Here is a 15,082-nt window from a genome sequence, read left to right on the forward strand (position 1 = left end):
AATAATCAACCAATCATATTTGGAACCATTGATTTAGTCTTTGAAATGGTCAATATTGTGACGCGTTTTTATTCAACTAAGTCAATATATTGGCTCTCGATTTTGTGGTCGAATATGTATATTATTCAGCCGCCTTTCAAATATTCATAATTACACTGAATGGCGCTCCAATCCTATAAATAACAGAATAATAATTTATGAACTTATCATTACGACAAAAGCTAATTGCTGCGACCTTAAGCGCAGTTGTTCTTATGGCAGTCGCTTTAACTATACTCGCTGCCAACCAATTATCCTCTCAAACCAATGCTGCGATTAATGCACGTGCCCACAATGTTTCTTATGCTGCAGTGGAAGGCATTAAAAACTGGGTAGATATTCGAACTAAGATCGCCAGTGCCTTCAATGGTTTTGCTGGTGAGCAAGATAAAGTACCTTACCTTCAACAAGCCCGAATTGCTGGTGGTTTTGATGATATCTTCTTTGGCACACCAAGCGGTGAAATGCATCGCTCACACCCTGAGCGCAATCGTGCGGATTATGACCCTAGAACTCGTCCTTGGTACCAAGATGCAAAAGCAGCGAACAAGCAAATCATCACCGAAGCGTATCAAGACGCAATCACCAACGCGTTGTTGGTGACCATCGCTGAACCAGTAAGAACGAATGGTCGTCTGGCTGGTATCGTTGGTGCCGATGTGCTCATTGACCAGTTGGTTGATGATGTTATTAGTCTTAACGTTGGTAAGAATGCGAGCGCAATGCTTATTGACTTGACCAATGGCACATTCCTAGCACACCCGAACAAGTCATTGCTTCTTAAGCCTGTGACGGCATTGGGGCAAAACTTTAATACCCAAACAATTCAGCAGAAAGTGGCTGATCGCTCCATTCTTGACGTTACACTCAGTGGCTCAGATAAGCTGATGTTCTTTTCTCAGGTTCCGGGCACGAACTGGGTATTTGCGATCGAGTTAGACAAAGAAACCGAGCTAGCGGGTCATAAAACCGCACTGACACAGCTTATCATTACCTCTGTGATTGTCTTGGTGTTCGTCGCAATCATCGCATCGTGGCTAATGAGTTTCCTTGTCAACGAACTTGCCCGTGTATCGAAAGCGTTGAAAGAGATTGCTTCGGGTGAAGGTGACTTAACACAGCGCCTAGAGCCGCGCAGCAAAGATGAAGTAGGGCAGTTGGCTCGCAACTTTAACACCTTCGTAAGCTACATGCATGAAACCGTCATGCATCTGAAAGACGTATCTGTTGCACTTTCTGAGCAAGCCAAAGACACCGCAACCCATGCTCGCGTGAGAAGCCAGCGTATTCAAACCCAGCAAGATGAGATCAACATGGTCGCGACAGCGATCAACGAGATGGCTGCTGCGACTCAAGAGATTGCAAATAATGCCGATATGACAGCTTCAAATTCCTCAGAAGCGGTTGGTGCAAGTACGCATGGTGCGGGTCAAGTATCTCAAACTCAAAGCTCAATTCAGAATCTAGCAGCGGAAGTAGACGTGGCAACGTCTGTTATTCAAGAGCTTGAGATTCATGGCAATAGCATCAACACTATCCTATCAACCATCCAAGACATTGCAGAGCAGACAAACTTGCTAGCACTTAATGCAGCGATTGAAGCAGCTCGCGCGGGTGAACAAGGGCGAGGTTTTGCAGTCGTTGCTGATGAAGTTCGCGTATTGAGTCAACGTACACATGCGTCGACACAAGAGATCCAAAGCACGATTGAGACCCTGCAAGCGACGACAGCGAAAGCAGTGGGTATCATGGGTGATAGTCGTGGTCTGGCGGAAACCAGTGTGGATGACGCGAACAGCGCAGCCGCAAGCCTGACACAAATCCACGCAGCCGTGGAGCAGATCAGTGACATGGCCGCACAAATCGCTACAGCAGCTGAAGAGCAAGCGTCTGTGACCTCTGAGATCACTCGCAATACGCAAGGTATTCGTGATGTATCGGACGAGTTAGCAGAAGAAGCGCAAGAAGCAGCGCAGCAAGCTGTGGAACTATCAGATTTGTCTCAGAAGCTCGAGAGTGAGATTGGTCGCTTTAAAATCTAATGGTGATTAGCTTTTCAAGATAAGAGCTAGACCCCTCCCAGCCTCCTCTTCCTAAGGGGAGGAGCAGGGTAAGGCTCTTAACTCTAACCTGGTTCCCCTTACAACCAATATTCTCCCAGCACAGCTCCTTCACTCCCGTGATTAGCCATTTGAGCCTGTAACAGTTCCGCCGTTGCTACGGCATCCATCAGTGCATGATGCGGCGGATAATCAGGTAGTCCATAGCGTCGACGAGTCTGACCCAAGCGAACAGAGTCTGCGCGCTTTCCTTTTAGCTTGTTCAGCAGGCCTGCCGTCAGTTTATCTTGATAGTCTGACTCAATTTGCATGGTATCCACGACGGGAAACTCAATGCCTTCGCCAAGCATTTTCTTAAGAGCACAGTTCAAGAATCCGCGCTCGATAGGACGGTAGTGGACAACAATTACTTTGCCTGCGAGTGCGTTGAGCACATCTTCAAGAATCTCGTTGAGGGTAGGGGCGTCAATGAGGTCGTTGTGCGTGATCCCGTGTATAACAACGGACTCTTCTTCTAGCTTGGCTTTTGGTCTGACGGTCCAATGGGCTGCTTGATTAAGTTTGATTCGAGAGAGGGTGAAAGGCACTAAACCAATCGATAAAATGCCATCCTTCTCTGGGTTCAAGCCGGTTGTTTCAAAATCGAGTGCCACGAAAGGCACCTCACGCAGCGGTGTATCTGCATGTGGCAATCCTGCCGAATAGAAAGCTTGGAGCCTCGAGTCTTTTGAACGCTCACTCAGAACGTCAAACTTATTGTTCCATTGCACCGCTGGTACTTTGAGTAGTTTTTTTATCATAGGACCTACTTAAAGTTGTTGCTTGCTTGATATCGGAACTTAAGGAAGTTCTGACCGTTACTCAGAATTTGGAAAGCGTCTTTCAAGTTCCGTCTTTCAAAGTCTGATAGATTCTCCGGCTCGACATTGTTGTCTGGTTCGATGCCTAACTCGACGTCTTGAGCTTGGTGAGCGATGCGCACCATGGAAATAAACTCGAGTGCGTCTTTCAGATCTCGCGCACGTCCTTTGGGAAGGATACCCGCCTCGTGAATGTCATCAAGACGTTCAAACGAGTTGGTTGACCGAGAGCCAACCGCAAGTGCATGCACACGAATAAGGTCAACAAGAGGCGCAGTACCGCGGCGTTTAAGGTTGATGGAGTTATTATGTCGTCCATCTTTTTCCATTACGAAGTCTTTAAAGAATCCGAGTGGCGGTTTGCGATTAAGTGCATTGCGAGCTAAGCAGGCCAAGAAACGGTTATTGCGTCGTGCTCGTCTAACGATAAAGCTATTGAGCTGCTCTGCCCATTTGAGTTTTCCGTATACGCCATCTAGGTCGAAGAATATAGAGGCATTGAGCAGCGCTTTAGGATTTGGATCGTCTATCCAATCGGCAAAGCATGCTTCCCACTCTTTGCGGGTCATTCGCCACTCAGGGTTCGTTGCCATGATGTCGCCAGTACAGTAGGTGTATCCACAATCTGCGAGACCGTCACAGATGAACTTAGAAAAAGCCTCGAAGTATTTACCGTGCTTCTCTTTATCGAAGCTGTCATCAAGGATGATCGCGTTATCTTGGTCTGTAACCACGAGCTGCTCGTCTCGTCCCATCGAACCAAGCGCTAAGAAACAGTAGGGGATAGGTGCTTGCCCTAACTCTTCTTCTGCTAACTCGATGATACGTTGCTTGAAACTTCTGCCAATCACCGACATAGCAGTGCCTACCATATGGGCATTGGCATCTTCATTAACCAAACGAACGAAGCTATCTCGGATCTGCTCAGACAGGGCTTTCAGTTCTTCAACAGACTGCTGCTGGAAGATACTACTCACGAGTAAGAGAGAGTTTTGAGACTCATAGCGAACGATATCGGTCGTCTCAATAATCCCAAGTGGTTTCTTGTTCTTAAGCACTGGAAGATGATGCACATTGTAACGGAGCATGGTGAGCATCGCCTCGTACACATACGCATTGTGGTCAAGAGAGATGACGTCCGTGGACATAACCGTAGAGACTTCATCTTGCGGGTCCAAGCTTTCTGCTAGCACGCGCGTACATAGGTCGCGGTCAGTAATAATACCGACAACTGGGGACGTATCTTCCTCTTCGTTCTCTACGATTTCGGGATCGATAATAAGCAGCGACGACACCTGCTCATCTGCCATGAGGCGAGCAGCGCTTTGAATAGTACTGCTGCGTTCAATAGTCGGTGCATCGCGAGTCAGTAGCGTTCGGGCTTTAGAGGTGGTCAGGTCGTTGGTGTTTTCATTGTTCGATACAGTTTGTCTCAATCGAACGGTATCTTCGACTTCAACAAAGTCCGCGAATGAGTCGAAGCCATCATAAAGCTCCTGAAACACTTCCTCAGGGATGCAGTACACTAAGGTGTCTTCAACCGCTTTGGCGGGGAAGCGCACCTTGTTATTGGTTAGAAGACCCATTTGACCGAATAAATCGCCTTCATCAATTCGGTTATAAAGCTCGCCTTTGCGTCGATAAATCTCGACAACACCACTGCGAACCATGTAAAGGTCTTGAATGTCATCGCCAAAATGAATGATGGGGGTGTCTTCGCGATAGTAACCAATCTCTATTTGTTGTGAGACGTGTATCAGCGTTTCTTCAGGGAGTTCATCGAAAGGGGGATGGGAGGCCAGAAAGTTCTGGATTTCAATCAGTTCAGCGTCCATGACGAGCCTTATCAAATGGAGTATCTGTTAATACTACACGCTGAAACCAAAAAGGTCAGCTTGCGCTGACCTTTGAGTTAATATTTTGATATTTGGAGATTAAAGTACCGCAGCGATACCTTTACATAGTGGTCCCATGTTCGACTTAGTCATACCTGCAACGCTGATGCGACCTGAACCTACGATGTAAATACCAAACTCTTCTTTCAGGCGATTTACTTGCTCTTTGCTCAAGCCAGAGAAAGAGAACATGCCGTTTTGGCGCTCGATGAAGCTAAAGTCTGCATCTACGCCTTCTGCTTTCAGTGTTGCCACGAATAGCTCACGCATTTCTTGAATACGATCGCGCATTTCAGCGACTTCTTGTTCCCATTCTGCGCGCAGTGCTGCATCGTTTAGAATGTAGGTAACAACCGCAGAGCCGTGCGCTGGCGGGTTTGAGTAGATAGAGCGGATGATGCTCTTCACTTGAGAGAAAGCCGTCGTAGCGATCTCTTCTGTCTCAGCAACGAGTGTAAACGCACCCACACGCTCATTGTACAAACCAAAGTTTTTAGAGAATGAGCTCGCTACAAGGATCTCTTTGTTGTACTTAGCGAAAGTACGCAGACCTTGAGCGTCTTCTTCAACACCCTTTGCAAAACCTTGGTAAGCGAAGTCGAATAATGGAACTAGACCTTTGTCAGCTACAAGCTTAGCAAGTTGTTCCCACTCGTCTGCAGTTGGGTCGATACCTGTTGGGTTATGGCAGCAGCCGTGAAGCAATACGATATCACCAGCAGACGCTTGCTCAAGGTCTGCAACCATGCCAGCAAAGTCTTTGTCTTTAGTTTGTGCATCGTAGTAACGGTATTGTGCTGTTTCGATGCCAGCAGCGCTAAATACGCCGTTGTGGTTTGCCCATGTTGGGTTGCTGATCCAGATTTTCACTTCACCAAGTTGGCGTTTGATAAACTCACCCGCTACGCGAAGTGCGCCAGTACCACCTGGCGCTTGAGCTGTTTTTGCGCGTTTTTCAGCGACGATTTCAGCATCTGCACCAAATAGTAGTTTTTGAACAGCTAGGCCATACTCAGCCGTCCCTTCAATCGTCAGATAAGACTTGGTTTTTTCCGTTTCTAGAAGTGCTGCTTCTGCTTTTTTTACGGTAGCCAGAACAGGAGTCTCACCTTGTTCATTTTTATAGATACCTACACCTAGGTTGATCTTCTCAGCGCGAGCGTCTTTTTTAAACTCTTCTGTAAGACCGAGGATAGGGTCAGCGGGTGCTGCAACAACTTTTTCAAACATATTCTTCATCCATGTTAATTGAAGGGGGCGAAAAACCATTCGTAACGAATCAGTTACTAGGTGACAACAGCCTATTTATACCTCTCGAGGCTATCAGTGACAACCAGATTAAAGAAGAAAACTAAAAATTATCTTGATTTGAAACAGAAAAGGGCAGTAATTCAGTATTTATGTATGGAAAGGGCACACGTTTATGAGCTTTCGTAGTAGATAAAGTGAAAAAGTGTATGGATAGCGAAATGGAAATTAATATCACGATGGTTTCACATGAGAGCTGCCACACTCTATGTTGCAAAACGAAACGGAATCGTCATGAATCTATTAGTTCCGTCACGTCTTAAGGTAATTCAAGCTCGAATTAGATGTGCTAGATCACATCTTGTTACATATGCCGAAGTGGCATATAAATATATCTGCTAATGTTGATATTGTAATACAAAAATAACTCAGCTAGATCCTTGGACTATTTCGTGGTTAGTGTTGTACAGGATGGAAACTGGGTCCCTCAACTTGTTACATAATGGAATATTATTCAGGAGATGACATGAGACCGAAGACTTTCCGTTTTTTGACGTTAGCAACAGTAATTACTGGGTTTTTAAGTGTTTCTGCCAGCGCTGCTACTTTCGTAATGGAGAAAAATGGTACTGACTTTTCAATAGACGGTAACGGTGGTGCCCAGGAGGGGCAGCAACTCTACTTATGGGGAACTAACACGACTAATACGAATCAGCAGTGGGTTCAAATTAATCATGGTGACGGTTATTATTCATACAAAAAGAAAGATACTAACTTATGTTGGGATGGCGGGGACGGTGGTGCGCAGCGACAAGCAGTGACTTTGCAAACCTGTAATGCGAGCGATTACAACCAACACTGGCAAAAGATCAAAGTTGTCAGCGGTACAGAGATATATCGATTTCAAAAGCGGAATGCAACGGGCTATTCCATTGATGGAAATGGTGGTGCTGCAGAAGGGCAACTTCTTTATCTCTGGGATTCCAGTGACAGCAACGTCAATCAACAGTGGGTGTTGAACAACATAGATAGCACGTCAGGCAACAAGCTCGCAATTGACACTGCTTTTGATGACGGGACAGGTCATGGTAGTTATCCAGCAACCAACGCAATTGATGGCAGCACAGCGTGGAGTTCTCGTTGGGCTGCGTCAGGTTCACCTGTGAATCTGACTATTCAACTCCAAGAACCCAGTGATGTATCTGAAGTAGGTATTGCTTGGGGGCAAGGGGACTCAAGAGCATATACATTTGAAATCTATGCCCGTCCAGGTACAAGTGGCACTTGGACTAAGGTGTTTGATGATGTCAGTAGCGGTAGCGTAGATGGATTCGAAGTCTTTGATATCACTGATATCTCAGCACAGCAGATACGTATCAAAACATTTAGTAATACGGCCGGTACTGAATGGACCAATATCAACGAAGTTGAGATCTATGGAGGTAGTGGATCTGGTGGTGGCGAGCCGGTCGGCAATGCTGAGTATCCATCTGATTTGATGAGTAACTACAATCAATGGAAGATTACCTATCCGGATGGCACAGAAGACAAGACGTTGTATCAAGAGAGTAATGAGTATTTCTACGTCAATGATGATCGTAACGGCATAGTGTTTAGAGCACCAGTTCGCTCGAACAATGGTACAACGCCTAACTCAAGCTATATCCGATCAGAGCTTCGAGAACGAGAGGCTGATGGTAGTTCGGATATCTATTGGACAACGACTGGTAAGCATGTGGTTTACGCTAAGCAAGCCATTACTCATCTTCCGATAGTCAAAGATCATCTAGTTGCGACTCAGATCCACGGAAACAAAGAAGCCGGTATTGATGATTCTTTGGTACTTCGCCTAGAGGGCTCCCATCTATTCTTATCGTTCAATGGCGGCGTGTTACGTGATGACTTGACCATTAAAACGAACTACTCGTTAGGAACGATTCATGAAGTGATGTTCGAGGTTATCGAAGGTAAGCACTACGTTTATTACAGTGAAGATGGCAACCTTGGAAGCGCTTATGCGTCGGGCAACGCAAGTCAGTACTTGGTGAAAGATGGCAGTAGTACTGTGTTGATGGATCTCGACTACGGCGAAGCTTACTTTAAGATTGGCAACTACACCCAAAGTAATCCTGAGAAAGAAGGGTCGTATACCGATGACCCAGACAACTATGGTGAAGTAGTTGTGTATGACTTTTGGGTCTCGCATCAATAATCAAGCACTCGATAAAAGCAAAGGCCTCAAACAGGCCTTTGTTTTTTTAGTCATCGAAGCCTTTTAAGTCGTGTTCAGATTCGATAGCCTGAGTTTCTATATCAGGGTTGTTATCGAATTTGTTCTTTGCCCAATCATTTATATGTTTGAGAATCGCGCTTGCGGCGTGTTCTTTCGTTGCCTCTTCGCTGTTACTGATATCCAGAGTCTGCTTTGAATGTAAGCCAGTTTCGTCTTCAGCTACATGTAACCAGTCTGGGTGCCAATAGTATGGTTGGCCAGTGGGAGACTCCCACTTATGAACGCCATTACTTTCACCGGAATATTCGATATCGTTTTTTGTAAACTTACCCATTTAGACACCTCAATATGTGGTCATGCACCCTCTAAATGTAGTGTGGATTTGCTGGTTTACCAATGCAAAAAATGCTTCGAAAACGAAAACTAAGCGCTCAGTATTGAAGGCCTAACACTAGGAGAAACGCCAACAAAAAGGCCACCTAAATAGGTGACCTTTTGAAATGATTTTCCAGCAATTTTGCTTAGAAGTTCGCACTACGTGGAGTACGTGGGAATGGGATAACGTCACGAACGTTGCCCATGCCAGTCACGTAAGACACTAGACGCTCAAAACCAAGACCGAAGCCAGCGTGAGGCACTGTGCCGTAACGACGTAGGTCGCGGTACCAGTTCATGTGCTCTGGATCGATATTCATAGCGCGCATGCGGTCATCTAAGATGTCTAGACGCTCTTCACGCTGTGCACCACCGATGATTTCACCGATGCCAGGTGCTAGTACGTCCATTGCAGCAACTGTTTTACCATCGTCGTTCAAGCGCATGTAGAATGCCTTGATGTCTTTCGGGTAGTTCTTAACGATAACTGGCGCTTTGAAGTGTTCTTCAGCTAGGTAACGTTCGTGCTCAGAAGACATGTCGATACCCCATTCAACTGGGAATTCGAACTCACGACCAGAATCTAGAAGGATCTGGATTGCGTCCGTGTAGTCAACTTGTGCAAAGTCAGCATCTACGAACTGCTCAAGACGAGTGATCGCTTGCTTGTCGATGCGTTGAGCGAAGAACTCAAGGTCGTCGCGGCGCTCTGCTAGTACTGCCTTAAATACGTACTTAAGCATGTCTTCAGCAAGCTTAGCCACGTCTTCTAGGTCTGCGAATGCGACTTCAGGCTCAACCATCCAGAATTCCGCTAGGTGGCGGCTGGTGTTTGAGTTTTCTGCACGGAACGTCGGACCAAAGGTGTAAACCTTGCTTAGTGCACAAGCGTAAGCTTCTGCGTTTAGCTGACCTGATACCGTTAGGAATGTCTCTTTACCAAAGAAGTCTTCGTTGAAATCCACATCGCCTTTTTCAGTGCGAGGTAGGTTTTCTAGGTCTAGAGTAGACACGCGGAACATTTCGCCAGCGCCTTCAGCGTCAGACGCTGTGATAAGTGGTGCAGAAGTCCAGAAGAAACCTTGCTCGTGGTAGAAGCGGTGGATCGCTTGAGATAGACAGTTACGAACACGCGCAACCGCACCAATCACGTTAGTACGCGGACGAAGGTGCGCTACTTCACGTAGGTATTCGATTGAGTGACGAGTCTTAGCCATTGGGTAAGTGTCTGCGTCTTCAACCCAACCAACAACCTTAACGTCAGTCGCTGCAAGCTCAAAGTCTTGACCTTTTGCTGGAGATTCTACGATTTTGCCCGTTACTTCTACTGAACAACCAGTCGTCAGTTTTAGAACTTCTTCTTCGTAATTATTTAGATTATTTGGGACCACGGCCTGAATCGGGTCGAAACAAGAGCCGTCGTAGATGGCAAGGAAAGAGATTCCAGCTTTGGAATCACGACGCGAACGGATCCAGCCGCGAACAGTTACTTCACTGTCAACAGCTAGCTTACCGCTTAGTACGTCAGTTACAGGCGCGTAAGTCATGTTATTAATCTTCTCCATGGAGGTAACAATACAACCCAATGATTACTGACCAATAATTAGTCAACTCATTGGGTTGCTACTAAATTTCTTTTCAAAGGCACATATTACCTGTCAATTTTCATGGTTCAACCTTTATTGTGGTTATTAAGCATAAATTGATTAAGTAATGTCTCCAACTGATGAGAAAGCTGTTGTAAGTCCATGCTGATTTGATGTGTCTGCGTTGCGCTGCTTGAGGTTTCATTCGCATGCTGAGTGATGATGGCGGTTTTTTCACCGACGCTTTCGCTGGTTTGTCGATTTGCCTGGATCTGTTCTTGAACTTGGCTGGCAAGGTCTGTGGTCGATTCTATTTGTGAAACGACGGTCTGCATTTTGCTCGCTAGTGCTTGAACTTCGTCGGCGCGTTGATGAGCAGTGTCTGACACTTTGTTGACCGCCTCAACGGAGAAGCTGCTGCCTTGCTGGAACTTGGCAATGATCTCTTCTATGTCGTTAGTGGCATCAGTCGTTCGACTTGCCAGTGATCGAACTTCGTCTGCAACGACAGCAAATCCACGACCCTGTTCGCCTGCTCGTGCTGCTTCAATGGCGGCATTGAGAGCGAGTAGGTTGGTCTGATCGGCAATGCCTTTGATGGTCGAGAGAATGGCGGAGACTTGCTCTGTTTGGGCGTTAAGTTCGGAGATATGGGTGGATACCTCAGTGATGTCTTGCACTAGTAGCTCAATATCGTCGCTAGCGCCTTTTGCTTCAATACTGCTGGCTCGTGTGAGCTCACAGGTTTCTTGCATCAACAAAGAGGCTCTCTCCGTGGCATCACTGACCGTGGCTTGCTGCTCTTTAAGCATTTGCATATTGCTTTCAACGGCTGCGGTTTCATCGAGCTGACGTTTAGCAGTGGACTCATTGTTCTCAGCGATATCCGTCAATTTGTCGGCATTGCTGCTTACCGTCTGCGCAGTGGTTTGAACCTTTATTAGGCTTTCAGAAACCGTATCCAAGAAGGCGTTAATATCGTTGGTTAAATCGCCGACTTCGTCATTTTGTTTTTGTGATAAACGGATAGAGAGATCTTTACTGCCGCTCACACGCGTCATAAATTTTGATGTCGTTTGAACCGGTCCAACAATAAATCGACGCGCGATAAAAATGGTCGACAGGTAACCAAGGAACGCGATCGCCGCCATGATAGCGACGGCAATCGCCGTGCGCTTGTTCACCATCCCATTCACATGGCTAAGATTGTATTCAATTCGAATTGCACCAAGCACCTTGCCCTCTTCTGTCATATGGCAGGCGATACAGTTGGTGCCACGGTAATCGGCGCTTGCTTTCATTGGGAGCGCAACAACAAGCCCATTTCCCCATTCTGCTTTGAACGGTTCTAATACGGTTTCACCGTTTAGGGCGCGGCGGTCGATATCATCGACGGCTATTTGGTTATCGAGTCCAGTCCCATAGAGTTTACTGACCGCATCACCGCGAAGGACGCGAACGTTCTCAATATTCTCTTGAGCGAGTGCTTTATTTCGTAGCGTCTCTTTCTGAGCCATGGTGCCGGTGATCATCATCATGTTTAAGCTATCAAAATAATTGCTCGCTTTATCATGCAATTGTTCACTAAGGACGGAGTAAATAAGATCACGTTGTTGGTTGTATTGATAGGTTGTGGAAATGATAACCACAGTGCCAAAAACCAGAATAAGTGCGAGTAGGAGTTTATTTGTTATTGTAAGTCGCATAATTATATTGTTAATTGTATGGGCTGACAGAGTGAATATTAAGTTAATGAATGGGTTTCGGGGAAGTGATTTTGTGGCAAAACCTCGCAAAGCTCATGGTTTTTTGTGCAAACTGAACCAATTATGAGAAATCATCCAAACTGCAGTAGAAGCTTTTATTACCAAGTTATAACAGGAGTGAATTGTAGCGAATGGATTATAAGGAGGTCACCGAAACTTAATCAGTTTCTGACTCTCTATTGACAGAGCGATAGTGACCAAGGAGTAAAACCAATAACATATGTAACCAAATGTTATTGAACATGTCTGCACAACGTTTTGATCTTAAAGAAGAGACCAACCTAAAGGTGTCGAGTAAAGGCGTCTATCGTTTAGCGATATTCGTCTTGCTTCCGCTATTATCAATGTACTATTTGTGGGTTCTATATTTAGCCGCGCACCCGCAAGTCAATACTGCCTATCGAACCTATTATATCGATAAACAAACACTTTATTGGGCGAAGGACAACACGCACGTCTTTTGGCCAGAATCTGGTGTCATCGACACCTCAGAAAACCAACCTTATCTGAGCCGACAGGGGTGGGCCGTGAAACCTGATCAGCACGGCAGAGAGTTAGTACACAACGGAAGTGTATTTTTTAATTTAGGGGGCTGCTCCAACTCATTCTATTCGCGTGAAGTTATCGTTGACACACTCTATTACCGAGCCCGTATATTTATCCCTCGATGGTCACAAGCAAGTGAAGTTGCTACCACATGACCTCAATGCGTTGGAAGCAACGCTTCCTGCATCGCAATATTCTAAAGATGTCTCACTACACCAAATACAGTTTGAGACCCCTGCAAGCCTTAACGTCAATCAAATTTCGGTAACCGAGGTGGCTCAATGAAAAATATAAATAATTATACGTTGTCGATTTTGGTTCCCGTTTATAACGAGCAAGAGTCGATATTGCCCTTTATGGATGCGTTGGATACGAGCCTTCATTCAATTAAAGATAAGCTAGATATTGTCTTTGTTAATGATGGCAGCAGCGATGATACGAAACGAGTTATCGAGTCCGTTATTGTAGTTGATTCTCGAGTGAGCTTAGTCAATTTGGCCAGAAACTTTGGTAAAGAGTCTGCAATGACAGCGGGGCTGGATCATGTTCAAGGTGACGCGTGTGTGATCATGGATGTGGACCTGCAAGACCCACCCGAACTGATTCTCAAGTTTCTCGATCTTTGGCAGACAGGTGACTGGGATACCGTGTATGGCGTAAGAGTGGATCGCTCCAAAGATACTTGGGTTAAGCGCATCACTGCTGGTGGTTTTTATCGCTTTTTTAACTGGATCGCCGCTGAAACTAAGATCCCAGAGAATGCAGGGGATTTTCGTCTTATCGATAGAACGGTCATTGATGCTATTCGTCAGCTTCCTGAGCGTAATCGTTTCATGAAAGGCCTATTAGCATGGACGGCATTTCGTTCGACAGGGGTTGAATTTGAGCGGCCGGAGCGTGCAGCGGGTGAAACTAAGTTCAATTACTGGAAGCTATGGAATTTTGCCATAGACGGTATTTTTAGTTTTACCGCGTGGCCTTTGCGCATTTGGGGTTTTGTTGGCTGCGGTATATCGGGTCTAGCGTTTCTTTTCATGTTGAAGATCATTATCGGAGCGACGTTCTTTGGTATTAAGACACCCGGCTACGCATCGACGATCAGCGTGGTGTTGTTTTTGGGCGGAATACAGCTCATTTCGCTTGGTGTAATCGGCGGGTATGTCAGCAGAATATATAGAGAAATAAAACAGCGCCCCATCTATCTCATAGAGGGTGTTTATGGAAGATACCAATCAGTTTCACAACCACAGCACACAATCTCTAAGGCGGGCTAGTAAGATGGAAAACAACAAACCTAGCCTTGAGATCAGCAAGCAGCAGTGGATGCTGATTATTGTGGCGGTATTAGTAAGCAGAGCCGTGTTATACGGGACGGGGTTAATTGGTACTCACGCCTACAATCCAGAGACAGTCGCTAACTTAGATCTATGGAAGCAAATCTGTCGTTTTGATTGTATGTGGTTTCAGCGCATCGCCGACGATGGCTACGCGTTAGTGCCGACTTACATGAAAGGAGGCAATGCCGCCAATTGGGCATTTATGCCTGTCTCTCCCTATTTAGGAAAATGGATGTCTTGGCTGGTGGGAGATACCAACTTAGCGTTGATCTTAGTTTCAAATCTAACGTTTGTATTTAGCATTGTCGTCTTTCTAAAGGCGCTTAAACAGCTTTCTATTCGTGAAGAGATGCAAGAAGTCGCTGTCTGGCTTATGTGCTTCTCGCCATACGGGGTATACGCTCTGTCTGGATATTCAGAGCCACTCTACATCGCTCTGATAAGTGGCGTGTTTATAGCGTGTTATCGCCAAAACTGGTGGTTGGTCGGATTGTTAGGTCTCTTTGCGGCAATTACGCGTAATCTAGGTGTGATGTTGGTGTTTTCAGTGCTGATATTCGGCGTGCAAGCGTATGGCGTAAGTAGCTTTTATCGGCTAAAAGATAACGCTCTGTCGGTCATCGGAGCTATCTGGCTCATTCCGCTAGGCTTCTTTACCTACATGATGTATTTGCACTTCCATATGGGAGATGCACTCGCATTTGGCCATATTCAGATCGCGTGGGGTAGGGTGGTGAGCAACCCTATTGAGTGGTTAGTTTATGGCGTGGAAACAGGTGGTGCGAAACTTTATCTAGTCATCGTATCGCTGATGGGGTTTGCTCTTAACGGATATCTATTTGCCAAAAAGCGATACGCGGAAGCTGTGTTCATGCTTATTAATCTGTTAATTCCTCTTTCATCAGGGGTTAACGCTATGCCGAGGTACATCTTCGGCTTGTATCCTACCTATCTTGCAATAATTCTGCTGTTGGACAAATACCCTAAAGCACGGATGCCCACCTTGCTGGCAGGAGCGATGCTCTCAACGTTTTTTGCGATAGGGTTCTATTCAAACGTATTTTTCACTGTTTAAAGAACAAAAAGTGTAGAAAACAAAAAACCGAAGCCTTGAAGTGACCCCATAAAGTTGGACAT

General features: G+C 45.8%; 10 protein-coding genes and 2 pseudogenes. 6 read left to right on the forward strand and 6 right to left on the reverse strand.

All coding sequences use genetic code 11. The features are described from left to right. Nucleotides 1–254 precede the first annotated feature (254 nt). Nucleotides 255–926: pseudogene (locus AC6I8Y_RS06230) on the forward strand (PDC sensor domain-containing protein); the annotation flags it as partial. Further along, nucleotides 912–2,081, forward strand: a pseudogene (locus AC6I8Y_RS06235) (methyl-accepting chemotaxis protein); the annotation flags it as partial. The pseudogenes AC6I8Y_RS06230 and AC6I8Y_RS06235, both read left to right, overlap by 15 nt. A gap of 98 nt (nucleotides 2,082–2,179) precedes the next feature. Here the strand turns inward: AC6I8Y_RS06235 and AC6I8Y_RS06240 are convergent. The 3 genes from AC6I8Y_RS06240 to AC6I8Y_RS06250 form a co-directional block, all read right to left on the reverse strand. After that, nucleotides 2,180–2,896, reverse strand: coding sequence for a 3'-5' exonuclease (locus tag AC6I8Y_RS06240; protein ID WP_498021443.1), 717 nt, complete (start codon nucleotides 2,894–2,896; stop codon nucleotides 2,180–2,182). An 8-nt stretch (nucleotides 2,897–2,904) separates the two neighbouring features. Next, entirely contained in the window at nucleotides 2,905–4,794 is a 1,890-nt protein-coding gene (locus tag AC6I8Y_RS06245) for a putative nucleotidyltransferase substrate binding domain-containing protein (protein ID WP_498021100.1), read from the reverse strand. A 99-nt stretch (nucleotides 4,795–4,893) separates the two neighbouring features. Continuing rightward, entirely contained in the window at nucleotides 4,894–6,084 is a 1,191-nt protein-coding gene (locus AC6I8Y_RS06250) for an amino acid aminotransferase (RefSeq protein ID WP_234494002.1), read from the reverse strand. 544 nt (nucleotides 6,085–6,628) lie between these two features. Between AC6I8Y_RS06250 and AC6I8Y_RS06255 the strand changes: the two genes are divergently transcribed. Continuing rightward, nucleotides 6,629–8,314, forward strand: a complete 1,686-nt coding sequence (locus tag AC6I8Y_RS06255; RefSeq protein WP_498021102.1) for a polysaccharide lyase family 7 protein — start codon at nucleotides 6,629–6,631, stop codon at nucleotides 8,312–8,314. A 46-nt stretch (nucleotides 8,315–8,360) separates the two neighbouring features. On the opposite strand, the gene AC6I8Y_RS06260 is transcribed toward AC6I8Y_RS06255, so the two are convergent. From AC6I8Y_RS06260 to AC6I8Y_RS06270, 3 genes are all read right to left on the reverse strand, one after another. Continuing rightward, nucleotides 8,361–8,669, reverse strand: coding sequence for a hypothetical protein (locus AC6I8Y_RS06260; protein ID WP_498021104.1), 309 nt, complete (start codon nucleotides 8,667–8,669; stop codon nucleotides 8,361–8,363). A gap of 187 nt (nucleotides 8,670–8,856) precedes the next feature. Continuing rightward, complete coding sequence (asnS, locus tag AC6I8Y_RS06265; protein WP_042498832.1) at nucleotides 8,857–10,257, reverse strand: asparagine--tRNA ligase; 1,401 nt, start codon at nucleotides 10,255–10,257, stop codon at nucleotides 8,857–8,859. 125 nt (nucleotides 10,258–10,382) lie between these two features. Further along, nucleotides 10,383–12,002 (reverse strand): methyl-accepting chemotaxis protein, encoded by a 1,620-nt coding sequence (locus AC6I8Y_RS06270; protein ID WP_498021105.1) that lies wholly within the window; start codon nucleotides 12,000–12,002, stop codon nucleotides 10,383–10,385. 302 nt (nucleotides 12,003–12,304) lie between these two features. Between AC6I8Y_RS06270 and AC6I8Y_RS06275 the strand changes: the two genes are divergently transcribed. From AC6I8Y_RS06275 to AC6I8Y_RS06285, 3 genes are all read left to right on the forward strand, one after another. Continuing rightward, entirely contained in the window at nucleotides 12,305–12,763 is a 459-nt protein-coding gene (locus tag AC6I8Y_RS06275) for a hypothetical protein (RefSeq protein WP_498021106.1), read from the forward strand. A 126-nt stretch (nucleotides 12,764–12,889) separates the two neighbouring features. After that, nucleotides 12,890–13,882 carry a glycosyltransferase family 2 protein gene (locus tag AC6I8Y_RS06280; RefSeq protein WP_498021107.1) on the forward strand — a complete coding sequence of 331 codons (993 nt, stop codon included), beginning with the start codon at nucleotides 12,890–12,892 and terminating at the stop codon, nucleotides 13,880–13,882. 4 nt (nucleotides 13,883–13,886) lie between these two features. Beyond that, nucleotides 13,887–15,020 (forward strand): hypothetical protein, encoded by a 1,134-nt coding sequence (locus tag AC6I8Y_RS06285; RefSeq protein WP_498021108.1) that lies wholly within the window; start codon nucleotides 13,887–13,889, stop codon nucleotides 15,018–15,020. Nucleotides 15,021–15,082 lie beyond the last annotated feature (62 nt).

The organism is Vibrio sp. KUL78 (genome assembly GCF_059725505.1).

Coding starts and splice junctions, on each gene's coding strand:
- AC6I8Y_RS06245 (WP_498021100.1), bottom strand. CDS start 4,794: ATGGACGCTGAACTGATTGAAATCCAGAACTTTCTGGCCTCCCATCCC.
- AC6I8Y_RS06255 (WP_498021102.1), top strand. CDS start 6,629: ATGAGACCGAAGACTTTCCGTTTTTTGACGTTAGCAACAGTAATTACT.
- AC6I8Y_RS06250 (WP_234494002.1), bottom strand. CDS start 6,084: ATGTTTGAAAAAGTTGTTGCAGCACCCGCTGACCCTATCCTCGGTCTT.
- AC6I8Y_RS06260 (WP_498021104.1), bottom strand. CDS start 8,669: ATGGGTAAGTTTACAAAAAACGATATCGAATATTCCGGTGAAAGTAAT.
- asnS (WP_042498832.1), bottom strand. CDS start 10,257: ATGACTTACGCGCCTGTAACTGACGTACTAAGCGGTAAGCTAGCTGTT.
- AC6I8Y_RS06280 (WP_498021107.1), top strand. CDS start 12,890: ATGAAAAATATAAATAATTATACGTTGTCGATTTTGGTTCCCGTTTAT.
- AC6I8Y_RS06275 (WP_498021106.1), top strand. CDS start 12,305: ATGTCTGCACAACGTTTTGATCTTAAAGAAGAGACCAACCTAAAGGTG.
- AC6I8Y_RS06285 (WP_498021108.1), top strand. CDS start 13,887: ATGGAAAACAACAAACCTAGCCTTGAGATCAGCAAGCAGCAGTGGATG.
- AC6I8Y_RS06270 (WP_498021105.1), bottom strand. CDS start 12,002: ATGCGACTTACAATAACAAATAAACTCCTACTCGCACTTATTCTGGTT.